At 72.0% G+C, this 24038-nt stretch carries 25 protein-coding genes; 4 read left to right on the top strand and 21 right to left on the bottom strand.

Annotated elements, in window-relative coordinates; all coding sequences use genetic code 11:
- The 7 genes from ACE3Q3_RS14360 to petA form a co-directional block, all read right to left on the bottom strand.
- Positions 1-1753, bottom strand: a 1753-nt coding sequence (locus ACE3Q3_RS14360; RefSeq protein ID WP_374447141.1) for a calcium-binding protein, incomplete at its 3' end; no start/stop codon positions are given.
- Between the two features lie 188 nt (positions 1754-1941).
- Complete coding sequence (gene mtnA, locus ACE3Q3_RS14365; protein WP_374447144.1) at positions 1942-3033, bottom strand: S-methyl-5-thioribose-1-phosphate isomerase; 1092 nt, start codon at positions 3031-3033, stop codon at positions 1942-1944.
- A 16-nt stretch (positions 3034-3049) separates the two neighbouring features.
- Positions 3050-3943 (bottom strand): S-methyl-5'-thioadenosine phosphorylase, encoded by an 894-nt coding sequence (locus ACE3Q3_RS14370; protein ID WP_374447145.1) that lies wholly within the window; start codon positions 3941-3943, stop codon positions 3050-3052.
- Between the two features lie 36 nt (positions 3944-3979).
- Positions 3980-4318 carry a multidrug efflux SMR transporter gene (locus tag ACE3Q3_RS14375; protein WP_374447147.1) on the bottom strand — a complete coding sequence of 113 codons (339 nt, stop codon included), beginning with the start codon at positions 4316-4318 and terminating at the stop codon, positions 3980-3982.
- An 85-nt stretch (positions 4319-4403) separates the two neighbouring features.
- Positions 4404-5159, bottom strand: coding sequence for a cytochrome c1 (locus ACE3Q3_RS14380; RefSeq protein ID WP_374447148.1), 756 nt, complete (start codon positions 5157-5159; stop codon positions 4404-4406).
- Positions 5159-6406 carry a cytochrome bc complex cytochrome b subunit gene (locus ACE3Q3_RS14385; RefSeq protein WP_374447149.1) on the bottom strand — a complete coding sequence of 416 codons (1248 nt, stop codon included), beginning with the start codon at positions 6404-6406 and terminating at the stop codon, positions 5159-5161. Before ACE3Q3_RS14385 ends, ACE3Q3_RS14380 begins: the two co-directional genes overlap by 1 nt.
- Before the next feature lie 15 nt (positions 6407-6421).
- Positions 6422-6997, bottom strand: coding sequence for a ubiquinol-cytochrome c reductase iron-sulfur subunit (petA, locus tag ACE3Q3_RS14390; RefSeq protein WP_374447151.1), 576 nt, complete (start codon positions 6995-6997; stop codon positions 6422-6424).
- A 201-nt stretch (positions 6998-7198) separates the two neighbouring features.
- Here petA and ACE3Q3_RS14395 point away from each other — a divergent pair, with 201 nt between their 5' ends.
- On the top strand, positions 7199-7681 hold the full coding sequence (locus ACE3Q3_RS14395; protein ID WP_374447152.1) for a tRNA (cytidine(34)-2'-O)-methyltransferase: 483 nt from the start codon (positions 7199-7201) through the stop codon (positions 7679-7681).
- Complete coding sequence (hemF, locus tag ACE3Q3_RS14400) at positions 7678-8538, top strand: oxygen-dependent coproporphyrinogen oxidase (protein WP_374447154.1); 861 nt, start codon at positions 7678-7680, stop codon at positions 8536-8538. Before ACE3Q3_RS14395 ends, hemF begins: the two co-directional genes overlap by 4 nt.
- Before the next feature lie 9 nt (positions 8539-8547).
- On the opposite strand, the gene ACE3Q3_RS14405 is transcribed toward hemF, so the two are convergent.
- From ACE3Q3_RS14405 to ACE3Q3_RS14455, 11 genes are all read right to left on the bottom strand, one after another.
- Positions 8548-9126, bottom strand: a complete 579-nt coding sequence (locus tag ACE3Q3_RS14405; RefSeq protein ID WP_374447155.1) for a DUF2585 family protein — start codon at positions 9124-9126, stop codon at positions 8548-8550.
- Entirely contained in the window at positions 9111-9806 is a 696-nt protein-coding gene (locus ACE3Q3_RS14410; RefSeq protein ID WP_374447157.1) for an ABC transporter ATP-binding protein, read from the bottom strand. The genes ACE3Q3_RS14405 and ACE3Q3_RS14410 overlap by 16 nt, the downstream gene beginning before the upstream one ends.
- Entirely contained in the window at positions 9803-10561 is a 759-nt protein-coding gene (locus tag ACE3Q3_RS14415; protein WP_374447158.1) for an ABC transporter ATP-binding protein, read from the bottom strand. Before ACE3Q3_RS14415 ends, ACE3Q3_RS14410 begins: the two co-directional genes overlap by 4 nt.
- Entirely contained in the window at positions 10558-11520 is a 963-nt protein-coding gene (locus ACE3Q3_RS14420; protein WP_374447160.1) for a branched-chain amino acid ABC transporter permease, read from the bottom strand. The genes ACE3Q3_RS14415 and ACE3Q3_RS14420 overlap by 4 nt, the downstream gene beginning before the upstream one ends.
- Positions 11517-12374, bottom strand: a complete 858-nt coding sequence (locus ACE3Q3_RS14425) for a branched-chain amino acid ABC transporter permease (RefSeq protein ID WP_374447161.1) — start codon at positions 12372-12374, stop codon at positions 11517-11519. Before ACE3Q3_RS14425 ends, ACE3Q3_RS14420 begins: the two co-directional genes overlap by 4 nt.
- Positions 12375-12463: 89 nt before the next feature.
- Positions 12464-13654: an ABC transporter substrate-binding protein gene (locus tag ACE3Q3_RS14430; RefSeq protein ID WP_374447163.1), complete on the bottom strand. Its 1191-nt coding sequence runs from the start codon at positions 13652-13654 to the stop codon at positions 12464-12466.
- Positions 13655-13673: 19 nt separating this feature from the next.
- Positions 13674-15038 (bottom strand): TrpB-like pyridoxal phosphate-dependent enzyme, encoded by a 1365-nt coding sequence (locus ACE3Q3_RS14435; protein ID WP_374447166.1) that lies wholly within the window; start codon positions 15036-15038, stop codon positions 13674-13676.
- Between the two features lie 83 nt (positions 15039-15121).
- On the bottom strand, positions 15122-15952 hold the full coding sequence (locus tag ACE3Q3_RS14440; protein WP_374447169.1) for an aldo/keto reductase: 831 nt from the start codon (positions 15950-15952) through the stop codon (positions 15122-15124).
- Positions 15924-17102 (bottom strand): glycosyltransferase, encoded by a 1179-nt coding sequence (locus tag ACE3Q3_RS14445; protein WP_374447170.1) that lies wholly within the window; start codon positions 17100-17102, stop codon positions 15924-15926. The genes ACE3Q3_RS14440 and ACE3Q3_RS14445 overlap by 29 nt, the downstream gene beginning before the upstream one ends.
- A 36-nt stretch (positions 17103-17138) precedes the next feature.
- The gene (locus ACE3Q3_RS14450) at positions 17139-18764 is read right to left on the bottom strand and encodes a thiamine pyrophosphate-dependent enzyme (RefSeq protein WP_374447189.1); all 1626 of its coding nucleotides are present in this window, start codon (positions 18762-18764) and stop codon (positions 17139-17141) included.
- 109 nt (positions 18765-18873) lie between these two features.
- The gene (locus ACE3Q3_RS14455; protein ID WP_374447173.1) at positions 18874-19470 is read right to left on the bottom strand and encodes a LysE family translocator; all 597 of its coding nucleotides are present in this window, start codon (positions 19468-19470) and stop codon (positions 18874-18876) included.
- Between the two features lie 69 nt (positions 19471-19539).
- Here ACE3Q3_RS14455 and ACE3Q3_RS14460 point away from each other — a divergent pair, with 69 nt between their 5' ends.
- Complete coding sequence (locus ACE3Q3_RS14460; RefSeq protein WP_374447175.1) at positions 19540-20961, top strand: PLP-dependent aminotransferase family protein; 1422 nt, start codon at positions 19540-19542, stop codon at positions 20959-20961.
- Between the two features lie 13 nt (positions 20962-20974).
- Positions 20975-22219: an MFS transporter gene (locus tag ACE3Q3_RS14465; RefSeq protein WP_374447178.1), complete on the top strand. Its 1245-nt coding sequence runs from the start codon at positions 20975-20977 to the stop codon at positions 22217-22219.
- On the opposite strand, the gene ACE3Q3_RS14470 is transcribed toward ACE3Q3_RS14465, so the two are convergent.
- The 3 genes from ACE3Q3_RS14470 to ACE3Q3_RS14480 form a co-directional block, all read right to left on the bottom strand.
- On the bottom strand, positions 22216-23472 hold the full coding sequence (locus tag ACE3Q3_RS14470; protein ID WP_374447180.1) for a PP2C family protein-serine/threonine phosphatase: 1257 nt from the start codon (positions 23470-23472) through the stop codon (positions 22216-22218). The two genes, ACE3Q3_RS14465 and ACE3Q3_RS14470, sit on opposite strands and share 4 nt — an antisense overlap.
- Positions 23469-23846: a response regulator gene (locus tag ACE3Q3_RS14475; protein ID WP_374447183.1), complete on the bottom strand. Its 378-nt coding sequence runs from the start codon at positions 23844-23846 to the stop codon at positions 23469-23471. Before ACE3Q3_RS14475 ends, ACE3Q3_RS14470 begins: the two co-directional genes overlap by 4 nt.
- Positions 23847-23853: 7 nt before the next feature.
- The coding region (locus tag ACE3Q3_RS14480; protein WP_374447186.1) for a hypothetical protein at positions 23854-24038 on the bottom strand (185 nt) is incomplete at its 5' end.

A 24038-nucleotide genomic window follows, 5' to 3' on the forward strand; every position in this document is an offset into this window, starting at 1 on the left:
TGTCGAACCAGATCTCGCCGCGGTTCGTCTCGGTGTTGAAGAAGATGTAGAAGCCAGGCTTGTCGGTGTCCGCCGCACCCACCGAGAGGAAGGTGTCGAAGGCGCCGATCGACGCATAGCCGTCGCCGGTGGCGATCAGCAGGTTGTCGTTGGCGGTCGCGGCGTCGCCGGCCGTGCCCTTGTACCCGTCGATGGCGGAGACGTCGGAGAAGGCGTTGCCGTTGAAGACCAGCTTGTCGACGTTGCCCGCGAAGTCCTGGATGACGTCGCCGAGGGCGCCGCTGTTCCAGCCCTCGAGGTAGCGGAACTGGTCGGCGCCGGCCCCGCCCGCCAGCAGGTCCTCGCCATAGCCCCCTTCCAGCGTGTCGGCCCCGGCACCGCCGATCAGCGTGTCGTAGCCGTACCCGCCCATCATGTGGAAGGTGCCGTCCGTCTCCCGGCTGCCGTCGATGTAGTCCTCGCCGTAGCCGGCATCGACGACCAGCTTGGCACCGGCGGCGACGTTGCCGTCGGCGAAGGTGACGTCGTCGCTGTAGTCGCTGAAACGGACCGTCTCGAAATTCTGGATCGAGAGGTCACGCAGCGTCAGGATCGTCTGGCCGTCGAAGCTGATCTGGTCGCTGCCGGTCCCGCCGTTGTTCTGGTCGGTGATGAAGAGGCCGCGGTCGTAGGAGACCGTGTCGTTGCCCTCTCCGGCATCCACCGCGACCTGGGTGTTCGGCAGGATCTGCGAGGCGGCATCGCCCGAGGTGTCGCCGATCTGGATTTCGTCCGACCCGAACCCGCCGATCAGCGTCTTGTTGCCGACCGACCCGTTCTGGATCTCCAGGTAGTCGTCGTCCTCGCCGCCGTCGAGCGTGTCGGCGCCGAAGTTCTGCGCGACGATGGTGTCGTTGCCGCCGTCGCCGAAGACCTGGATGTCGCCGGCGTTCGCGCTCAGCGTCGCGATGTCGTTGTTCTCGCCCAGATAGACGATGTGGTCGCCGGTGGTCGAGATGATCGACACCGAATCCTGACCCTTGTCCATGTAGACGAGCTTGTCGCCGGTATCGCTGTTGCCCAGCGCCACCGTGTCGTTCCCCTGGCCGGCGAAGACCGTGTCGTTGCCGGTGGCGGGATCGATCACGTCGTTGCCCTGGCCGCCATAGATGATGTCGTTCCCGGCGCCGCCCAGCAGGCTGTCGTTGCCGAGGTCGCCGGCGATCTGGTCGTTGCCGTCGCCGCCGTCGATCGTGTCGTTCTCCTGGCCGCCATAGACCGAATCGTCGCCCTTGCCGGCGCGGATCAGGTCGGCACCGGTGTTGCCGTAGACGCGGTCGTCGCCGTCGCCGGTCGAGATCGTGTCGGCGCCGCCCAGGCCGTAGACCTGCACCGACTGGAGCTGCGTCGACAGGTCGGTGACGTCGTTGCCGGCGTCGTCGAGGATCGTGTCGGTCAGCCGGTCGCCGACCCAGAGCTGGCCGCCGTTCGACAGCACGATGTTCGACGTGGTCGGCGAGGTCGTGGTGCCGCCGATCTGGCGGATCAGCATGTTCGGGATGTAGGCGTAGGTCACTTCCGACGCCGGAAGCGCGTTCCCGTCCTCGTCCCGGACTTTGACGATGGCGAGGTCGGTCCCGACCTCGACGACATCGAATTGCTGCGCCTGCAACGAGGGATCGGAGATCTGCAGGACGTCGCTCCGGAAATCGAACGACTGCCCCAGGATCTTGAGATCGAGATTGCTGGCGCCATCCCAACTGAAAATGGCCATCGGCGGCTACCCTTCCCGTATACCGCCCCCCCGTAATGCCATCCCGAGGTCACCCCCGGCCGCCGCACCCTGCCCAGGGGTGCGACGGCCCGCAAAGTGCCGGGAGAATCGCCCAATGGCAAGTCGCTTGTTTCGACTCCAGTAACTATTGAATATGACGGACACCGCCGTGTCGTCGCCGCCACAGGTCAGGCGCGGTCGGGGAACAGGGCGGCCAGGCCCGACCTGCTGGCGGGGCAGATCCCGCGCTCGGTGACGAGGCCGTCGACGAGGCGCGCCGGCGTGACGTCGAAGGCCGGATTGGCGGCCGGCGAGCCGTCCGGCGTCACCTGGACCGCGACCACCCCACCGTCGGCGGCACGGCCCTGAACCGTCGTCACCTCGGATGCGTCGCGCTCCTCGATCGGGATCTGGGCGAGGCCGTCGGCGATGGTCCAGTCGATGGTCGGCGACGGCACCGCGACGAGGAAGGGCACGCCCTGGTCGCGGGCGGCGAGCGCCTTCAGGTAGGTGCCGATCTTGTTGGCGACGTCGCCCGCCGCCGTCACCCGGTCGGCGCCGACGATGCAGAGATCGACCAGCCCGCGCTGCATCAGGTGGCCGCCGGCATTGTCGGCAATGACGGCGTGCGGCACGCCGTGCTGCAGCAGTTCCCAGGCGGTCAGGGCCGCGCCCTGGTTGCGCGGCCTGGTCTCGTCGACCCAGACATGCAGGTCGAGGCCGGCATCGTGGGCCATGTAGATCGGCGCCAGCGCCGTGCCCCAGTCGCAGGTGGCGAGCCAGCCGGCGTTGCAGTGGGTCAGGATGCGCAGCGGCCGGCCGGGGCGGGCGGCGGCGACCTGGCGCAGGCGCGCCAGCCCGTGGCGACCGATCGCGGCGTTGAGCGCCACGTCCTCCTCGACGATCGCGGCGGCCTCGGCCCAGGCGGCCTCCGCCCGGTCCGCGGGCGCGAGCGGCCGCAGGCGGCGCGCCATCCGCGCCAGCGCCCAGCGCAGGTTGACGGCCGTCGGACGGGTGGCGCCGAGCCCATCGAGCGCCCGCGCCAGCCCGGCATCGCCGGCGTCCTCGGCCATGGCGAGCGCCACCCCGTAGGCCGCGGTCGCGCCGATCAGCGGCGCGCCGCGCACCCGCATGGCACGGATGGCGTGCGCCGCTTCGGCCACGGTCGCGAGCCGTGCCGTCTCGAAGCGGTGCGGCAACCGCGTCTGGTCGATGATGCCGACCGCGCCGCCGTCGGCCTCCCGCCAGATCGGGCGCCAGTGCCGGTCGCCGACCTTCATCCGGCCCTCCCGCGCCTCATTCGTCCGGCGCCAGCACCCGGCCGGCGACCGCTTCCAGCCGCGCCAGCAGCACCGGGTCGCGGGCGTCGGGGGCGGTGATGAGGGCGTGGTCGAGGGCCGTGTGGCAGCCCTGCGGACAGGGTCCGGCGTGGGCGGCCAGCCGCGGCACGGCGGCCCGCACGAGATGCCGGGCGAGGTCGGCGTTGCGGTGGAGCACGGCCACGATCTGGTCGACCGTGACGTCGGCCTCGCCGGGATGCCAGCAGTCGTAGTCGGTGACCATGGCGATGCTGGCGTAGCACATCTCCGCCTCGCGGATCAGCTTCGCCTCCGGCATGTTGGTCATGCCGATGACGTCGCAGTTCCAGGTCCGGTAGAGCTCCGATTCGGCGTAGGTCGAGAATTGCGGCCCCTCCATCGCGAGGTAGGTGCCGCCGCGCACCATGGCGAGGCCGACGTCGGCCGCCGCCGCCATCACATGGTCGCCGACATGGCGGCAGACCGGGCGCGCCACCGAGACATGGCCGACGCAGCCGGTGCCGAAGAAGCTCTTGGCGCGCGCGAAGGTGCGGTCGACGAACTGGTCGACCAGCACGAAGGTGCCGGGCGGCAGATGCTCGCGCAGCGAGCCGACGGCGCTGAGCGACAGCACGATGGTGGCGCCGGCGCGCTTCAGCGCGTCGATGTTGGCGCGGAAGTCGATCTCGGACGGCGGGATGCGGTGGCCGCGCCCGTGCCGCGGCAGGAAGCGTGCCTCGACCCCGTCGATGGTGCCGAACAGGATGTCGTCCGAGGGCGTGCCCCAGGGGCTGGCGACGTGCCGCCAGGTCCCGTGCTCCATGCCCTCGATGCGGTAGAGCCCGCTGCCGCCGAGAATGCCGACGACGACGGGATTGCCCGGCCCAGCCATGCGGATCGCCCCTTGCTCCGGTTGTCGCCGGCGATACTAGCGCCCGACCGCGCGCGAGAAGAGCTTGATGACGAGGATGCCGGCGAGGATGAGCCCGAGGCCGAGGATCGCCGGCGCGTCCAGGCTCTGCCGGTACCAGATCCAGCCGATGGCGGCGAGCAGCACGATGCCGATGCCCGACCACAGGGCATAGGCGATGCCGAGCGGGATCGACCGGAGCGCCAGCGACAGGAAGTAGAAGCTGACCGAATAGCCGGCGACGGCGATCGCGGCCGGGACGAGGCGGGAAAATCCGTCGGAGGACTTGAGCGCCGAGGTGGCGACGATCTCGGACAGGATGGCGACGCCGAGATGGAAATAGCCGATGTCGATCATCGGCCGCGCCCGCAACCGGCCCCCGAACGGCAACGGGCCGCCATCGTCCGATGGCGGCCCGTCGGCGGCGCGGGGCAGCGGTCCGTCAGTGGATCGCCGCCCAGATCTTCCGCTTGGCGGCGTAGAGCAGGCCGGTCAGCACCAGCAGGAACAGGATGACCTTGATCCCGGTCCGCTTGCGCTCCTCGAGTTCCGGTTCGGCCGCCCAGGCGAGGAAGGTCGTCACGTCCTTCGCCATCTGGTCGACGCTGGCGGGCGTGCCGTCGGAATAGGTCACGCCGTTCTCGTTGAGCGGCGGCGCCATCGCGATCTGATGGCCCGGGAAGTACTTGTTGTAGTTCATCCCGTCGCCCATGGTCATCCCGGCCGGCGGCGTCGCGTAGCCGGTCAGCAGGCCGTGGAGGTAGTTGGCCCCGTCCGGCCGCGCCTTGGTCATCAGCGACAGGTCCGGCGGATAGGCGCCGTTGTTGGCCGCTCGGGCCGCCTTCTCGTTGGCGAAGGGACGGACGAACTTGTCCGACGGACGGCCCGGCCGCTCGAACATCTCGCCGTCGTCGTTGGGGCCGTCGCGGACGGTCGCCTGCGCGGCGATCGCCTTGACCTCCTCCTCGTTGAAGCCGAGGGCCGCGAGGTTGCGGTAGGAGAGCTGGTAGACGCCGTGGCAGGCCGCGCAGACCTCCTTGTAGACCTGGAAGCCGCGCTGGGCGGCCGCCCGGTCGAAGGTCCCGAAGAGGCCGCCGAAGGACCAGTCCTGTGCCGGCGGCTTGGGCGTTTCGCCCGCGGCCAGCGCCGGCGCGGCGAGGCCCGTGGCCAGGGCGGCGGCAAGGAGGAAGGTACGCATCAGCGCTTCTCCATCGGAGCGGCTCCGGCCCCGGCGAGGCCGCCTGCCATGACCGGCTGGGCGATGCTCGTGGGCAGCGGCAGCGGCCGCTCGAGCTTGCCGAGCAACGGCAGGATCACGAGGAAGTGGAGGAAGTAGTAGGCGGTGGCGATCCGTCCGATGACGATGAAGGCGCCCTCCGGCGGGTTGCCGCCGACCCAGCCGAGGACGATGCAGTCGATCAGCAGCAGCCAGAAGAACTGGCGGTAGATCGGCCGGAACTTCGCCGAGCGCACCCGCGAGGTGTCGAGCCAGGGGACGATGAACAGCACCGCCACCGCGCCGAACATCAGCAGCACGCCGCCCAGCTTGTCCGGAACCGCGCGCAGGATCGCGTAGAACGGCAGGAAGTACCATTCGGGGACGATGTGCGCCGGCGTCACCATCGGGTTGGCCGGGATGTAGTTGTCCGGATGGCCGAGGAAGTTCGGCGCGAAGAAGACGAAGGCCGAGAAGAGGAGCAGGAACACGCCGACGCCCAGCAGGTCCTTCACCGTGTAGTACGGATGGAAGGGGATCACGTCCTGCGGGCCCTTCTGCTCGATGCCGAGCGGGTTGTTCGAGCCGTGCTGGTGCAGCGCCACGACGTGCAGCCCGACGACGCCGACGATGACGAAGGGCAGCAGGAAGTGCAGCGCGAAGAAGCGGTTCAGCGTCGGGTTGTCGACCGAGAAGCCGCCCCACAGCCAGGTCACGATGCCCTCGCCGACCAGCGGGATGGCCGAGAACAGGTTGGTGATGACGGTGGCGCCCCAGAAGCTCATCTGGCCCCACGGCAGGACGTAGCCGAGGAAGGCCGTCGCCATCATCAGCAGCAGGATGACGACGCCCAGGATCCACAGCAGTTCGCGCGGCTGCTTGTAGGATCCGTAGTAGAGGCCGCGGAAGATGTGGATGTAGACGACGATGAAGAAGAACGACGCGCCGTTCATGTGGATGTAGCGGATCAGCCAACCGTAGTTGACGTCCCGCATGATCCGCTCGACGCTGTCGAAGGCATGGAGCGTGCTCGGCGTGTACTGCATCGCCAGGAACAGGCCGGTGGCGATCATGATGACCAGCACGACCAGGGCGAGCGAGCCGAAATTCCACCAGTAGTTGAGATTGCGCGGCGTCGGATACTCGTGCAGCTCGTGATGCATGTACGAGAAGACGGGCAGCCGGTGGTCGATCCACCGCACCAGCGCATTCTGGGTCTGGAAGGCCATGACCGATCGTCTCCCTTACCCGATGCGGATCTTGCTGTCGGTCAGGAACTCGTAGCCGGGAACCGGGAGGTTCGCCGGCGCCGGTCCCTTCCGGATGCGGCCCGAGGTGTCGTAGTGCGAGCCGTGGCACGGGCAGAACCAGCCGCCGTACTCGCCCTTCGGGTCGGTGGACTTCTGCCCCAGCGGCACGCAGCCGAGATGGGTGCAGACGCCGACCACCACCAGCCATTCCGGCTTCTTCACGCGCGCCGAATCCGCCTGCGGGTCGGGCAGGTCGCCGAGCGGCACGCCCTCGGCCTGCTTGACCTCCTCGGGGGTGCGGCGGCGCACGAAGACGGGCTTGCCGCGCCAGGTGACCGTGATCGCCTGCCCTTCCTTGACGGGAGCGAGGTCGACCTCGGTCGAGGACAGCGCCAGCACGTCGGCCGACGGGTTCAGCGAGGCGATGAACGGCCACACGGCCGAGGCCACGCCCACCGCTCCCACCGCGCCGGCGGCAAGGTAGAGGAAATCGCGCCGGGTGCCGCCGTCGTCATGGCCCGTCGGAGGCGCATGGCCGGCAGCGGCGGCTTCAGCAGGGGAATTCGCCATCAACACTCACCTTAAATCGTGCGAACGGGACCGCCAGCGTCCGCGCGGGCGCAAGCTAGACGGATCACCGCCCCAAGGGATGCGACACGCTGCCGCACGACCGAAGGCGTCGCTCCCTGGCGTCGGAACGCCCTCGGCTATAAATCAAATCCCGCCCGCTGCAAAGGCTTAGGGCCGCCGCAGGCGCCCGCCCCGCCCCCGATGCGCATCGCCCTCTACGAGCCCGACATCCCCCAGAACGTCGGCACGATCATCCGTCTCGGCGCCGGCCTCGGCATCCCGGTCGACCTCGTCGAACCGCTCGGATTCGTGTGGAGCGACGCCCGGCTGCGGCGGGCCGGGATGGACTATCTCGCCCTTGCGGAGGTGCATCGCCACGCCTCCTGGGCTGCCTTCCGCCGCGCCCGTCCGGGGCGGCTGGTGCTGCTCACGCGACACGCCGCCACGCCCTATACCGGCTTCGCCTTCGCCGCCGGCGACACGCTGCTGCTCGGGCGCGAGAGTGCCGGCGTCCCGCCCGTCGTCCATGCCGCGGCCGACGCCCGCGTCACAGTGCCGCTGCGGCCCGGCCTGCGATCGTTGAACGTCGCGGTCGTTGCCGCCATGGTCCTCGGCGAGGCGCTGCGGCAGGTGAACGGGTTTCCACCCCCTGCGCCGGACGGGCCGGAAGGGACGATGACATGACCGAGGACGCGCGCGACGCGGAGCGGCACCGGACGGCAGCGCGGGCCGCCTTCGAGGATCTGCGCGATCGCATCTGCGCCGCCTTCGAGGCGATCGAGGACGCGGCGGCGGGGCCCCTGGCGGACCGGCCGGCCGGTCGCTTCGTGCGCACCGGCTGGGACCGTCCGGGCGGCGGCGGCGGCGTCATGGCGGTGATGCGCGGCCGCGTCTTCGAGAAGGTCGGCGTCAACGTCTCGACGGTGCATGGCGAGTTCAGCGAGGAGTTCCGCGGCCAGATCCCGGGCGCGGCCGAGGATCCGCGCTTCTGGGCCTCCGGCATCTCGCTCGTCGCCCACATGCAGTCGCCCCGCGTCCCGGCGGTGCACATGAACGTCCGGCATATCCGCACCCGGCTCGCCTGGTTCGGCGGCGGCGCCGACCTGACGCCGATGGCGCCCGACCCGCAGTCGGCCGAGCGCTTCCATGCGGCGCTGCGCGCCTGCTGCGACCGGCACGACCCCGACTACTATCCGCGCTTCAAGGAGTGGTGCGACCGCTACTTCTTCCTGCCGCACCGTCAGGAACCACGCGGCGCCGGCGGCATCTTCTTCGACCAGCTCGACACCGGCGACTGGGACCGCGACTTCGCCTTCGCCCGCGATGTCGGCGAGACCTTCCTCGCGACCTATCCCGCCATCGTCCGCACCCGGATGAACGAGGCGTGGACGCCGGCCGAGCGCGACCACCAGCTGGTCCGCCGCGGCCGCTACGTCGAGTTCAACCTGCTCCACGACCGCGGCACGCTGTTCGGCCTCCGGACCGGCGGCAACGTCGAGGCGATCCTGATGTCGCTGCCGCCCGAGGTGCGCTGGCCGTGACGCCGGGCCTCACGGGCCCGTCTGCCAGCGCGACACCGCCTCGATCGGGTGGATGAACTGGACGACGTTGAGCGTGAGGTTGTCGCGGATCGCCCAGGCGACCGCCACCTCCATGGCGATCGCCAGCCCCACCGTGGCCCCCACCGGAACGAGGCGGGCGAGGAGGAACCCGGCCGCCATCGCCACGGTGTCGACGACCGAGTTCAGGATGCTGTCGCCGACATAGCCCTGCGCCAGCGCCTGCTGGCGGTAGCGCGCGATGACCGGCGGCGAGTTCTCGATCAGTTCCCAGGCGACCTCGATCGCCACCGCCAGCGCCAGCCGGGCGGCGAGCGGCCGGCGCCGCAGCACGAGCTGCGCCAGCGCGTAGAGGAGGAACCCGTGGATGACGTGGGAGGGCGTGTACCAGTCGGTGATCTGCTGGGAGTTCTCCGGCCCGATGACGTCGCCCTGCCACAGCCGCACATGGCCGCAGGCGCAGACGGCGGGCTGTCCCATCGCATGCAGCACCGCCGCCTGCACGGCGACCATGAGCAGCGCGACCGCCAGCCAGAAGCCGGCGCCGCGGCCCTTCACACGGCGAGCCACGTCCGCGCCTCGGCCGCGTCGCGGAACGCCGCCGGCGTCCCCGTCCACCGCACCCGCCCCTTGCCGAGCAGGACGACATGGTCGGCGAAGGCGAGCGCGAAGGCGAGGTTCTGCTCGACCAGCAGCAGGGTCGTCCCGTCCGCCTTCAGCGCCCGCAGCATGTCCTCGATCTCGGCCACGACCAGCGGCGCCAGGCCCTCGGTCGGCTCGTCGAGAAGGAGCAGGCTGGGGCCGGTGGTCATCGCGCGGGCGATCGTCAGCATCTGCTGCTCGCCGCCCGACAGGGTCGCGCCGCCGGCCCGGCGCCGTTCCCGGAGGCGCGGAAAGCGGTCGTAGACCCGCTCCAGCGTCCAGCCGCCGCGGCGGGCGGCGAGCGTCAGGTGCTCCTCGACCGACAGCGAGGGGAAGATCGCCCGCGTCTCGGGGACCCAGGCGATGCCGCGCCGGGCCACCCGGTCGGTCGCCTCGCCGGCGATCGGCCGGCCGGCGAAGGCGATGCGGCCTTGGCTCGGCCGCACCACGCCCATGATCGCCTTCAGGGTCGTCGACTTGCCGGCGCCGTTGCGGCCGAGGAGCGCCACGACCCCGCCCGCCGGCACCGCGAGGTCGACCCCCTGGAGGACGTGGCTCGGCCCGTAGTGCGCGTGCAGCCCCTCGACCGCGAGCAGCGGACCGGTCACTGGGTGCGCTCGCCGAGATAGCGGCGCCGCACCAGGTCCGAGGACCGGATCTCGGCCGGCGTCCCCTCCAGCAGCACGGCACCGTAGTCGAGCACGGTCACCCGCTCGGCGAGATCGAAGACGACATCCATGTCGTGCTCGATGACGAGGATGGTGATGGCGCGCGGCAGCCCCGCCAGCAGGTCCTGCATGGCCCGGGTTTCCTCCGGGCTCATGCCGGCCGTCGGCTCGTCGAGGAGCAGCACCGCGGGCCGGGTCGCCAGCGCCAACCCGATCTCGAGCTGCCGCTGGGCGCCGTAGGCGAGGTTGCCGGAGAGTTCCTCCAGGCGGTCGGCGAGGCCGACGCGGGCGGCGATGGCGGCGGCGGCCTCGGCCCGCGCGGCGTCGCGGTCGAAGCGGCGCCAGAACACGGCGGAGCCGCCGTCGGCGATGGCCGAGGCGGTCATCAGCGCCGCCGCCACGGTCATCTCGGCGAAGAGGCTGTTGCGCTGGAAGCTCCGCGCCAGCCCGCGCCGGGCGCGGCCGTCGGGCCCCTCGCGGGTGACGTCGACGCCGCCGAGGAGGACCTGGCCCTGGTCCGGCCGGAGCGCGCCCGAGAGGAGGTTGAAGAGCGTCGTCTTGCCGGCGCCGTTCGGCCCGATGATGGCATGGCGGCCGCCGGGCGGCACCGCCAGCGACACCGCGCGCGTCGCCTCGAGCGCGCCGAAGGACTTGCGCAGCCCCGCAGCCGCGATCGCCGGCGCCGCGTCCGTCATGCGCCGCGGCGGGCGGCGAGCCGCCGCCACAGGCTGCGGAGCGCGCCGTCGAGCCCGTCGCCGGCGACCAGCACCAGGACGACGAAGATCACGCCCATCGCCAGCATCCAGTGGTCCGTCAGCGTCGAGAGCTGATGGCGCAGCGCGACCCACAGGGCGGCGGCGGCCGAGACGCCGAGCAGGCTGGACCCGCCGCCGACGATGACGACGATCAGGATTTCGCCCGACAGCGTCCAGGTCATGAGTTCCGGGGAGACGAAGGCGGAGCGCTGGGCCGCGAGCGTGCCGGCGAGCGCCGCCACCGCTCCGGCGACGACGAAGGCCGCCAGCTTGTAGCGGTCGACCGGGCAGCCGAGGGCGCGCGCCCGCTCCTCGTTCTGGTGGATGGCGCGCAGCGTCTGCCCGAACGGCGACAGCACCAGCCGGTCGAGCGCGAGATAGACGAGCACGGCCAGCGCGAGCGCGAAGAGCGCGAACTCGGCCGGACTGCCGAGATCGATGCCGACGGCGGCGAGGTCGAGCCGCGGCACGCCCGACAGGCCGCCGACACCGCCGAAGGTGCGGTCCTTGACGAACCACGCATGGACCATCTCGCCGACGGCCAGCGTCAGCATGATGAAGAAGACGCCGGCCAGCCGCACCGCGATCCAGCCGACGGCGAAGGCGACCGCCGCCCCGACCAGGACGGCGCCGGCCATCGCCATGGCCGGCGCCCAGCCGAGGAATTGGGCGAGGCCGGCCAGCGCATAGGCGCCGATCCCGAAGAAGGCGGCGTGGCCGAGCGAGATCAGCCCGGCATGGCCGACCAGCAGCGACAGGCTCATGGCGAGGATGGCGGTGATCGCCGCCTCGGCCAGGAGTTCCTTGCCGTAATAGCCGGAGACGAGCCAGTAGCCGATGGCGGCCGCGGCGATCAGCGCCGCCATGCCGTGGCGCGATGCGGCGACGGGCGGCGTCATGGCCGCGGGCCGGCCGGCACGAGGCCCTGCGGCCGCAGGACGAGGACCGCCGCCATCAGCCCGTAGAGCAGCATGCCCGCGACTTCCGGCAGCCAGACCTGGCCGAAGGTTTCGGCCATGCCGACGAGCAGCGCCCCGGCGAAGGCGCCCTTGAGGCTGCCCGGACCGCCGACGACGACGACCACCAGCGCCAGGATCAGCACCCCCATGTCCATGCCGGCATAGACCGAGAGCACCGGCCCGGCGACGACGCCGGCCAGCCCCGCCAGGGCACAGCCGACGACGAAGACGGCGAAGAACACGCGATCGATGTCGATGCCGAGCGCCGCCGTCATGGTGCGGTCGTCGACGCCGGCGCGGACGACGGCGCCGAGGCGCGTGCGCTCCAGCCCGAAATGCAGCAGGGCGGCGACGGCGAGGCCGAGCGCGATCACGAACAGCCGGTAGGTCGGATAGACGACGCCGAAGATCTCGGTCGCGCCGGCCAGCACCTCCGGGCCCGGCAGGCGCTCGGCATAGTCGCCCCAGACGATGCGGGCGGCCTCCAGCCCGATGAAGACGAGGCCGAAGGTGACGAGCACCTGCTTCAGCGGCCCCGCCGGCTGCAGGTGCCGCAGCAGGCCGAGATAGAGCAGCCCGCCCGCGACCGCCGCCGCCGCCGTCCCCGCGGCCAGCGCCCACCAGAAGGACCCGGTCGCCTCGACGGTGCTGAGCCCGACGAACGCCCCCAGCATGAAGAGCGTCCCGTGCGCCAGGTTGACGAAGCGCATCAGCCCGAAGACGACCGACAGCCCGACCGACAGCAGGAACAGCAGCATCGCGAGCTGCAGGCCGTTGAGGAGCTGGATGACCATCGTCGCCCCTGATTAGCGGCCGCCCGGCGATCAGGCAATCGCCGGTAGAGCCGACCCCCTGCCGGAGGCCGGCCGCCGGTCGCGACGGATCAGCCGCCGAGCGTGCAGCCGTTCGGCGGGTCCTGGACGTCGCGGATGCGGTCGACGACCTTGTAGCCGACCTTGTCGCCCTGGAGCTCGGTCTCGAAGACGTAGATGTCCTGGATGACGTTGTTGGTCTTGGGGTCGATGCGCAGCGGCCCGCGGGTGCCCTCGATGCGGACCGCGTGCATCGCCTTGACCAGCGCCGCCTTGTCGTCGGTCTTGCCGCCGGCCTGGGTGATGGCGGCGTGGATCAGCTTCGCCGTGTCGTAGCCCTGGGCCCCGAACTCCGACCCGACGCGCTTGAACTTCGCCTGGAAGCGCTCCTGGTAGGACTTGTTCACCGGGTTGTCGATCGCCGGGACGTAGTTGAGGGCGCCGATGACCCCGGCCGCGGCCTTGCCCTGGCTCGGCAGGTTGAGCGGCGAGACGAGCCAGCCGGCGCCGGTCAGCTTCATCTCGCGGTCGAGGCCGAACTCCTTGAACTGCTGCACCAGGAGCGTCGCCGGCGGGCCGGCGAAGAAGGTGAAGACGGCGTCGGGCTTGGCGTCGCGGATCTTGCCGAGCCACGGGCCGAAGTCCGAGAGGCGGCCGAAGGGCGGGTACTGCTCGGTGACGATGGTGCCGCCGGCCTCGGTGAAGGGCTTCTTGAAGCCGCCCATGAGCTGGTGCCCGGCCTTGTAGTCGAAGGCGAGCAGCGCGACCTTGCGGTAGCCCTTGCCCGCCATCCAGCGGCCCATGTCGCGGACGATCTGGTCGTTCGAGAAGGAGGTGCGCAGCACCCAGGGGCTGCACTTCTCGCCCGTGACCTCGTTGTCGCCGGCGTTCGGGATGAGGAGCGGCACCTTCGACTGGTGGGCGAAATCGAAGAGCGCCGTCAGCTCGGCCGAGGCGACCGGGCCGACCAGCATGTCGACCTTGTCCTCGAACACCAGCTTCTTCGCCTTGGCCTGGGCGACGTCGGGCTTGTGGGTGGTGTCCTCGCGGACCAGTTCGATCTTGCGGCCGGCCGCCATGTAGCCCGATTCCTCGAGCGCCAGCGCCATGCTGTCGGTGATCTCGTTGGCGATGGCGACGAACGGGCCCGCCGAATAGGGCAGGACCAGCCCGATCTTGATCGGCGCCTGGGCCTGGGCCGCCCCGGCCAGGCCCGCCGCCAGGATGGCGGCCGCCGCGGCCGCCGGACGCATCGTCTTCATGGTGCCCCCTCCCCCGTTCTCAGGCCGCGACCTTGGGCAGGCCCGCGAGCGCCCGCTCCAGCTCGGCCTGGCTGTAGTCGATGTCGCGCAGCTTGCCGGCCGCGTAGTCGATATAGGCCTGCATGTCGAAATGGCCGTGGCCGCAGAGGTTGAAGAGGATGGTGCGGGCGCGGCCGTCGCGCTTGCACTCCAGCGCCACGTCGATCGCGCCCTTGACGGCATGGTTCGCCTCGGGCGCCGGCAGGATGCCCTCGGTCCGACCGAAGAGTACGCCCGCCTCGAAGATCTCGATCTGCTTGTAGGCGCGGGCCGAGATCAGCCCCAGCTCCTTGATGTGGCTGACCAGCGGCGCCATGCCGTGGTAGCGCAGCCCCCCCGAATGGAAGCCCGGCGGCACGAAGGTCGAGCCCAGCGTGTGCATCTTGACCAGCGGCGTCAGGTGGCCGGTGTCGCCGAAATCGTAGGCGAAGGTGCCCTTGGTCAGGGTCGGGCAGGCGGCCGGCTCGACCGCGATGATCTCGACGTCGCGGCCGCCGCGCAGCTTCTCGCCGAGATAGGGGAAGGCGATGCCGCCGAAATTGCTGCCGCCGCCGGTGCAGCCGACGATGACGTCGGGATAGGCGTCCGCCATCTCCATCTGCAGCATAGACTCCTCGCCCAGGATCGTCTGGTGCAGGAGGACGTGGTTGAGCACGCTGCCCAGCGCATACTTGGTGTCGGGCGACTGCACCGCGCGCTCGACGGCCTCGCTGATGGCGATCCCGAGGCTGCCGGTCGAGTCCGGGTGCTCGGCCAGGATCGCCCGGCCCGACGCCGTCTCGGTGCTCGGGCTGGCGATGCAGCGCGCGCCGTAGGCCTCCATCAGCGCCCGGCGATAGGGCTTCTGGTCGTAGCTGACACGGACCATGAAGACCTCGACCTCGAGGCCGAAGAGCGCCCCCGCGAAGGCGAGCGAGGAGCCCCACTGGCCGGCGCCGGTCTCGGTCGTCAGCCGCTTCACGCCCTCGGCCTTGTTGTAGAAGGCCTGCGGGATCGAGGTGTTCGGCTTGTGGCTGCCGGCGGGGCTGACGCCCTCGTACTTGTAGAAGATCTTCGCCGGCGTCCCGAGCGCCTTCTCCAGGCGGCGGGCCCGGAAGAGCGGCGTCGGCCGCCATTGCCGGTAGATGTCGCGGACTTCCTTGGGGATGTCGATCCGCCGCTCGGTCGAAACCTCCTGGCGGATCACCTCCATCGGGAAGATCGGCGCCAGGTCGTCCGGCCCGATCGGCTTGCCGGTCCCGGGATGCAGCGGCGGCGCCAGCGGCACCGGCAGGTCGGCGGCGATGTTGTACCAGCTCTTCGGCATCTGCTCTTCCGACAGCAGATACTTCACCTGATCCGACATCGCTGGCTCCTTCCCATTCTCGTCGCGGTTGGACGGGCCGGAACCTAGCCCCTCGCCGCGGCCGGAACAACGTCTGCGGCGGGCTACAGCATTTCCAGCGCGCGCTTTCGGGTCGGCGGCGGGAAGGCGGCGTCGAGCGCCGAAAGCTCGGCCTCGGTCAGGACGAGGTCGTGGGCCGCGCGGTTCTGCCGCACATGTTCGGCCGTGCTCGCCTTCGGGATGGCGATCACCTGCGGGCGGCGCAGCACCCAGGCGAGCGCGACCTGGAGCGGCGCCACCCCGCGCTCCGCCGCGATGCGCGCGAGCACCGGCTTGCCGGCGAGCCGGCCGGGCTCCAGGGGCGTGTAGGCCATGACCGGCATGCCCCGCCGGTCGGCCCATGGCATCAGGTCGAACTCGATGCCGCGACGGCCGAGATTGTAGAGCACCTGGTCGGTGGCGCAGGCCGACCCGCCCGCCGCCTCCAGGTCCTCCATGTCGTCGGTGTCGAAGTTGCTGACGCCCCAGTGGCGGATGTGCCCGGCCGCCTGGAGCCTCTCCAGCGCCGCCACCGTCTCGGCGAGCGGCACCGCCCCCGGCCAGTGCAGGAGATAGAGGTCGATGCGGTCGGTGCCGAGCCGCTTCAGGCTGCGCGCGCACGCCGCCGGCACGCCGGTGCGCGAGGCGTTGTGCGGATAGAACTTGGTGACCAGGAAGACCTCGTCGCGACGGCCGCGGATGGCCTCGCCGACCAGTTCCTCCGACCCGCCGTCGCCGTACATCTCGGCGGTGTCGATCAGCGTCAGCCCGAGGTCGAGGCCGAGGCGCAGCGCGGCCAGTTCCTCCGCCTTGCGGCCGCCGCGCTCGCCCATCCGCCAGGTGCCCATGCCGAGCGCCGGCACCCGCTCACCGTTGCTCAGGTTCGCCTTGCGCATGTTCCCGTCCTCCCGCCCGAACCACCCGCGGCCGCGGCGGCGGCCGCGGTCCCGACCGGAGGATCGCCTCCGCCGCCCGGGTGGCGCCATCGACCGCGCCGCTCGCCGCCATCGCCTGCCGCATCGCCGCGGCCGTCGCCGGCTCCAGCACCCGGCGCACCGCCGCCGCCAGGGCCTCGGGGCCGGGGTCCGAGGGCGTGCAGCCGATCCCCGCCTTGACCCAGCGGGCGACATTGCGCTCCTGGTCGACCGAGGGCGCGCCGAGCGGCGTCCACACCATCGGCAGGCCGGCCGTCATCATCTCCGCGGCGCTGTTCATCCCGGCCGTCGACACCGCCGCGTCGAAGGCGGAGAGGCAGGGCGCGATCGGCACCCGGCGCACGATCCGGACGTTCGGTCCCCAGGGGATGGCCGGCAGGTCGCGGGCGAGCGGCGGCTCCAGCAGCGCGAAGCCGAGGTCGGGCATCAGCGGCAGGGCCGCCGCGGCGCGCGCCAGCACCGGCGCCACGCTGTCGCCGCCGCCGCCGCCCGCCGCGACCAGGACGATCGGCCCGTCGGCCGGCAGGCCGAGGGCGGCGCGCGCGGCCGCCCGCGGCATCAGGTCGTCCGGCCGGACGCCGGCGATCGGCCCCGCGAACACGGCCGGCCGCGGCAGGTCGGCCAGCGCCGGATGGCCGCGCGCGTCGCGCGCCAGGAAGGGATAGACGACGAGGTCGTAGTGCCCGACGCTCTCGCGGTAGCGCACGAGGTCGCGCTGCAGCAGGAACAGGTTGCTGACCAGCACCCGCCGCCACGGTCCTTCCAGGAACGGGCGCAGTTCGCCGACCGAGCCGTAGGCGAAGCTGTCGACCACCAGCAGGTCCGGCTGGAACCCCTCGAAGACGGCGCGCATGAAGCGCTCGGCCATGGCGCGATGGCGCTCGCGCCCGCGCCCGTGCGCCTCGACCGCCTCCGGCGTCAGGGTCTTCACGTAGTGGAAGCCCTCGCGCCAGAGGACGCCCGGGTCCTCGCAGGAGGTGGCGAAGAGGAACCGCGTCGCCGGGGCGAGCCGGCGCATCTGGCGGGCGATGGCGAGCGCCCGCATCAGATGGCCGAGGCCCTTCCCGTTGACCGTGTAGAATAGCACGCGCAGGGGCGGTGCCTCCGCCATCGCCCGTTCCCCTCGCCCGATGCCCGGCGTACCGGCCTACTTGCGACCGCGGGCGCGGCCGACGCCGAGGATCGGCCAGGGGTCGGGCAGGCGCCCGACGCGGGCCTCGATCAGCCACGGCCCCGGCTCGCGGAGCGCGCGGGCGAGCGCCGTCTCCAGTTCGGCCGGCGTGTCGACGCGCGCACCCTGGGCGCCGAAGCTCTCCGCCAAGCGGACGAAGTCCGGGTTGTGGAGGTCGGTCGCGATGACCCGGTCGCCATAGTCCTCGCGCTGCATGCGCTGGACGTTGCCGAAGGCACCGTCGGCGAAGACCACGGTGATGAGGTGGATGCCGTTCTGGACCGCGGTCGACAGTTCCTGGACGTTGAACATGAAGCCGCCGTCGCCGGTGATCGAGACGACCGGCCGGTCCGGACAGGCGACCTTGGCGCCGAGCGCGGTCGCGAAGCCGAAGCCCAGCGTCCCCTGGTAGCCGGACGTGATGTAGCTGCGCGGCCGGTACTGCGGGAAGCCGACGCGGGCGACGTAGCCGATCTGGGTCAGCTCGTCGACGATGACCACGTCCTCCGGGAGGGCGCGGCGCAGCGCGCCGATCCACGCCATCTGCGGCGCCAGCTTCTCCTCGTAGAAGGCGCGGGTCTTGCCCTGGAGCGCCGTCAGCTCGTCCTTGCGCGAGGCACGCCTGGCACCGGTCTTGGCGACCGCGTCGGCGAGCGCCGCGAGGCCACGCTTGGCGGTCGTGACGATGCCGACGTCGGGGCGGATGTTGCGGGTGATCTCGACCGGGTCGATGTCGAGCCGGATGATCTTGAGGTCGGAATCGACGCCCCAGCCGGGCACGTTCGGGGACAGGCGGGTGCCGACGCCGAGCACCACGTCGGCCTCGGCCCACATCTCCCACGCCGCCTGCAGCTTCTGCGAGAGGTAGTGGCGGTCGTCGATGGCGCCGATGCCGTTGCGCGAGGCGACGACGGGCGCCTGCAGCATCTCGGCCAGCGTCCGCAATTCCTCGGTCGCGTCCCAGCCGCCCGAACCGACGAAGATCATCGGCCGCTTCGCCTCGCCCAGCAGCTTCGCCGCCTTGGCGATGGCGTCGGGATCGGGCTCCGGCGCCGGATCGGGGCGGGCGACGTCGCCGAGATCGACCTCGGTCTGGAGCTGGAGGATGTCGGGCGGCACTTCGAGCCCGACCGGACGCGGCCGGCCGGAGCCCAACTGCCGGAACGCCTCGCGGACCAGCCCCGGGATCTCGGTCGGATGGTTGGCGCGGGCCGCCCACTTGGTCAGCCGCTCGATGATTCCGAGCTGGTCCGGGATCTCGTGGAGCTGGCCGATGCCGCGGCCGATATGGGCCGACGCGATCTGGCCGGTGATGCAGAATACCGGGCTGTTGCAGGCATAGGCGGTGGCGAGCGCCGCCGTGGTGTTGAGGACCCCGGGGCCGGGAACCACGGCGTAGGCGCCGACCCGGCCGGCCGCCTGGGCATAGCCGTAGGCCATGTAGGCGACGCCCTGCTCGTGCCGGCTGTGGATGACGCGGACCTGGTTCCGGCGGTCGTGGAAGGCATTGAAGAGCCAGTCGAGCTGCACGCCCGGCAGGCCGAATACGGTGTCCACGCCATGCTGGTGCAGGGCGCTGACGAGCGCCTGCCCACCGGTCATCTTCGTCAAGGGAATATCCTTACCTGTTCTGCCTTCGGATCCCGCGCGGCCCCTGGCCGGCGCGCGGCCGGACCCTAGCACGGGGCCCCGCCGCCGGCCCACCCCCGGGTCAGCCGGCGACGACCGGGATCAGCGACAGGACGAGGAGCAGCGCCATCGCGACGTTGAAGGTCCGCATCCGCCGCGGATCGGCGAGGAAGGGCCGCAGGGCGGCGCCGAACGCGGCCCAGACCGCCGTGCTGGGCAGGCAGGCCAGCGTCATCAGCGCCGCCAGGATCGCGACGCTGCCGGCGAAGCCGTCCGGCGGCGCATAGGTGCTGACGGCCCCGACGACCATGATCCAGGCCTTGGGATTGACCCACTGGAACAGCGCCGCCGGCCAGAAGCCGAAGGGGCGCGGACCGGCGGGGCGCTCGGCCGCAGGGCCGGAACGGGCGATCGCCCAGGCGAGCCACAGGAGGTAGGCCGCGCCGGCCCAGCGGAGCGCCGTGTAGAGCGCCGGCACCCGGGCGAAGACCTGCCCCAGGCCGAAGCCGACCAGGACCAGCATCACGACGCAGCCGAAGGAGATGCCGATCATGTGGGGAACGGTGCGGCGGAAGCCGAAATTCACCCCCGAGGCGAGCAGCATGGCGTTGTTCGGCCCGGGCGTGATCGAGGCGACGAAGGCGAAGCCCGCGAAGGCCAGCATCAGGTCCGCGGTCATGGCGGCGCCGGCCCGGCCGGGGCCGCTTGCGTTATCGTCGCGCGACCGATAGCGTTATCCAAATACGTCATGAAAAGAGATAGCAGCACCGTTCGCGTCACACAACACCTGCGCCGGCTGGTGGCCGCGCGGCCCGCCGGCGCGCGCCTGCCCTCGGTGCGCGCGCTGATGGCCGAACTCGGCGTCAGCCCGGTGACGGTCCAGAAGGCGCTCGACGCGATGGTGCGGGACGGCGTGCTCGACACGCGCCCGGGACTCGGCACCTTCGTCGCGGCACGGCCGGCACCCGACGCCGCCCGGCCGGCCGATTTCGGGTGGCAGAGCCTGGCGCTGGGGCCGGCCCGCTCGAGCGCCGCCGGCCTCGCCGGCCTGCTCGCCCTGCCCTCCGCGGCGGCGCGCACGCTCAACGTCGCCTACCTGCCCGAGGAGATGCAGCCGACGGCGCTGCTCGCCGCCGCCTCGGCCCGCGCCGTCCGCCGGCCCGGAATCTGGGGGCGGATGCCGAGCGAGGGGGTGCCGGCGCTGCGTGCCTGGTTCGCCGCCCGCAGCGACCATGCCTACCACCCGCGCGAGGTGACGATCTGCCCCGGCACCCAGGCGGGGATCGCCGCCGCCTTCCGCGCGCTGGCGGCGCCCGGCGAACCGGTCCTGGTCGAGACCCCGACCTATCTCGGTGCCATCGCCGCGGCCTTTGCCGCCGGCCTCGCCGTCGTGCCGGTGCCGACGGACGCCGACGGGGTGCGGCCCGACCTGCTGCTCGAGGCGTTCCGGCGGACCGGCGCCCGGCTCTTCTACTGCCAGCCGACCTTCGCCAATCCGGCCGGCACGGTGCTGCCGCCCGAGCGCCGGCGGGCGGTGCTGGCGGCGGCCGCCGAGGCCGGGGCCTTCGTCGTCGAGGACGACTGGGCGCGCGACTTCGCCATCGACGGCGAACCGCCGCCGCCGCTCGCCGCCTGGGACCGGGACGGCCATGTCGTGCAGGTGCGCTCGCTCACCAAGTGTGCCGCCCCGGGGCTCCGAGTCGGCGCCATCTGCGCCCGCGGCGCGGCGCTCGAACGGCTCCGGCTCGCCCGCATGGCCGACGACTTCTTCGTGCCGGGAATCCTCCAGGAGACGGCGCTCGAACTGGTGTCGGCGCCGGGCTGGACGCGCCACCTGCGCGCGCTCCGCGCCGGCCTGCGCCAGCGCCGCGACGCGCTGGCGGCGGCCGTGCGCCGCCATCTCGGCGCCGACGCGCTGCAGCACCTGCCGGCGGGCGGCCTGCACCTGTGGGTGGCGCTGCCGGCCGGCGTCTCCGACATCGAGGTCGAGCGGCGGGCGGCGGCGCGCGACATCCTGGTGACCGCCGGCCGCCACTGGCATCCGGCCGAGGCGCCGGGCGCCTTCCTGCGCCTCAGCTTCGCGACCGCCGACCCGGCCTGGGCCGAGCCCTGCATGGCGACCCTGGCCGAGGTCGTGCGCGAGGCCGACACCAACCGCGAAATCGGCTAGGATCGGCGGGCCGATGCCGCCCCCGCCCCGCCCCCGCATCTTCCACGGCTGGATCGTGGTCGGCGCCGCCTTCGCCGTGATGTTCGCGGGTTTCGGCGTCGGCTACAGCTTCGGCGCCTTCTTCACCGAACTCGAACGCGAGTTCGCCGCCCGGCGCGGCGATCTCGCCATCGTCTTCGCGATCTCGGGCGCGCTCTATTTCGGCCTCGGCTTGGCGAGCGGGGCCGCCGCCGACCGCTGGGGACCGCGCCGCGTCGCCTTCCTCGGCATGGCGATCATGACCGTGGGCCTCGTGCTCGCCAGCCGTGCCGACGCGCTGTGGCAGATCTACCTCGCCTCCGGCCTGGGCATCGGCATCGGCGTCGGCTTCTCCTACGTGCCGTCGCTGGGCGCGGTGCAGCCCTGGTTCCAGCGGCGGCGGGCGTTCGCGTCCGGCATCGCCATCGCCGGCATCGGCGCCGGCACCCTGGTCATCCCGCCCACGGCCGCGTGGCTGGTCGACGGCCTCGGCTGGCGCACCAGCTACCTCGTGCTGGCGGCGGGGACGCTGGTCGTGGGCGGCGGCGGCGCGCTGCTGCTCGACAGCCGGCCGCAGCGCCGCGGCCTGGCGCCGGACGGGCTGCCGGCCGGCCCGCAGGCGGCGCAGCGCGCGACCGGGGTCGATTTCCGCACCGCCGTCCGCAGCCAGCCCTTCCGCCTGCTGGCGCTGGCCGCCTTCCTCACCTCGTTCGGCATCTTCACGCCCTTCGTCCACCTGGCGCCGGCGGCGGTCGACCTCGGCGCGACGGCGCCGATGGCCGCGGCGCTGCTCGGCATCATCGGCGCCGGCAGCATCCTCGGGCGCTTCGTCATCGGCTCGGCCGCCGACCGGTTCGGCCGCCGTCAGGCCCTGATCGGCGTGGTCGCGGCGCAGGCCGCCCTGCTGCTCTTCTGGTCGCTGGCCGACCGCTACTGGATGCTGGCCGCCTTCGCCGGCGCCTTCGGCGTCAGCTACGGCGGCTATGTCGCCCTGATGCCCACGCTCTGCGCCGACTTCTTCGGCGCCCGCGCGATCGGCGCCGTCATGGGGGCGGTGTTCAGCGGCATCTCGGTCGGCTGCCTGCTGGGTCCGCCGATCGCCGGCTTCGCCTTCGACGCCACCGGCTCCTATGCCTGGCCGGTCGCCGGCTGCGCCCTGCTCACGGCGGTGGCGGCGGCCGCCAGCCTGCGGCTGCCCGACCCGGACCGCTGGACCGACCGCGCGGGCGGCGCCGGCTAGGCGCCGAGGTTCCAGCCGAGGGCCAGGATCGCGATGTCGTCCGACTGCTCCTCGCCCAGCGCGAACTCGGCGACCGAGCGGCGGACATGGTCGACCAGCGCCGCGGGATCGGCCTCCGGGACCTCGCCCAGCACCAGGGCGAGGCGGTCGTCGCCGTAGAATTCCTTGGCGGTGTTCATCGCCTCGGTGACGCCGTCGGAATAGACGACGATGCGGTCGCCCGGCGCCAGTTCGATCGCGCCCGAGCGGTGCTGCGCGCGCTCGTCGATGCCGACCGGCATGCCGCCGACGAGCGGCAGCGGCAGCGGCGCCTCGCCGCGCCGGATGCGGTAGGGCGGCGGATGGCCGGCATTGCTGTAGACGACCCGGCCGGTGGCGACGTCGAGCACGCCGAGGAAGAGCGTCAGGAACTCGAAGGCCGGATTGGCCTCGCTCATCCGGGTGTTGACCGCCTCCATCATCGCGGCGACGCCGGATTCGTCGTCGCGGCGCTCGGCCCAGAGCGGCGCGGCCGAACGCAGCGTGCCCCAGGCCCGGGCCATGAAGAGCGCCGCCGCCGGACCCTTGCCGGAGACGTCGCCGAGCAGGAAGCAGCAATGGCCGGCACCGAGCGGGAAGAAGTCGATGAGGTCGCCGCCGACCTGGCGTGCGGGTTCCAGCCGGGCGCGGATGCCGACCGGCCATTCCCCGTCGCGCGGCTCCATCGCCGGCGGCACCATGCCGAGCTGGCTCGACCGGGCCGCCTCGAGGTCGCTTTCCAGCCGCCGCAGGTTCTCGCGCACGGCGTCGCGCAGCCGCTTCTTCTCCAGGAGCGCGTAGAGGCGCGCGCGGAGCAGGGTCGGGTTGAACGGCTTGGCGAGGTAGTCCTCGGCGCCGAGGTCGATGCAGCGCACGACGCTGTCCATCTCGGTCAGGGCCGAGATCATCACCACCGGCAGGTCGGCGAGGCGGTTCTCGTCGCGCAGCCGCTCCAGCACCTCGTAGCCGTTCATGTTCGGCATCATGACGTCGAGGAAGACGAGGTCGAATGCGTCGGCGCGGATCATGTCGACCGCCTCGACCCCGTCCACCGCCATCTCGACGCGCGCGACGCCGAGCCGCTCGAGGCGGCGCTTCAGCAGGTCGCGGTTGTCCGGGTGGTCGTCGACGACGAGGACGGAAACGTTGGCGCCGATGCGGGCGATCGCCGAGCGGCGCTGCTCCTCGGCGGCGGCGCGGCGCTCGCCGCCGGCGCGGTCCCGGATCTCGGTCATCGTAGGGCGGTCCTGGCGAGCAGCGCCTCGACCTTGCCGAGGAGGCGCGGCAGATCGACCGGCTTGGTGTCGTAGTCGTCGCAGCCCGCTTCGAGCGCCTTGGCGCGGTCGTCGGACATGGCGTGGGCGGTCAGCGCGATGATCGGGATGGCCGCCAGCGCCGGCTGGGCGCGGATGCGACGGGTCGCCTCGTGCCCGTCGATCCCGGGAAGTCCGACATCCATCAGGATCAGGTCCGGTCGCTGGCTGTCGGCGGCAGCCACTCCCTCCAGCCCGTCCATCGCCACCGCGACCTCGTAGCCCTTCTTCGACAGGCGCCGGGTCAGGAGGTCGCGATTCATCTCGTTGTCCTCGACGATGAGGATCTTCGGCATGGCTCCCCTATCCCCTGCTCGGTCCACCGGGGGCGGCGGCCGCCGGCAGCGTCGTCCGGATCGCGTCCATGAGGCCGACGATCGCCTGGTCTCCCTTGGCGACCACCTGCCGCGTGCGCTGGCTGAGATATTCGTGTTCCTGCGCGGTCAGCGTCTTGGCCGTGACCACGACCACCGGAATGTCGCGCCACG

The organism is Allostella sp., assembly GCF_041913585.1.
In the GTDB taxonomy this organism is placed as follows: domain Bacteria; phylum Pseudomonadota; class Alphaproteobacteria; order ATCC43930; family Allostellaceae; genus Allostella.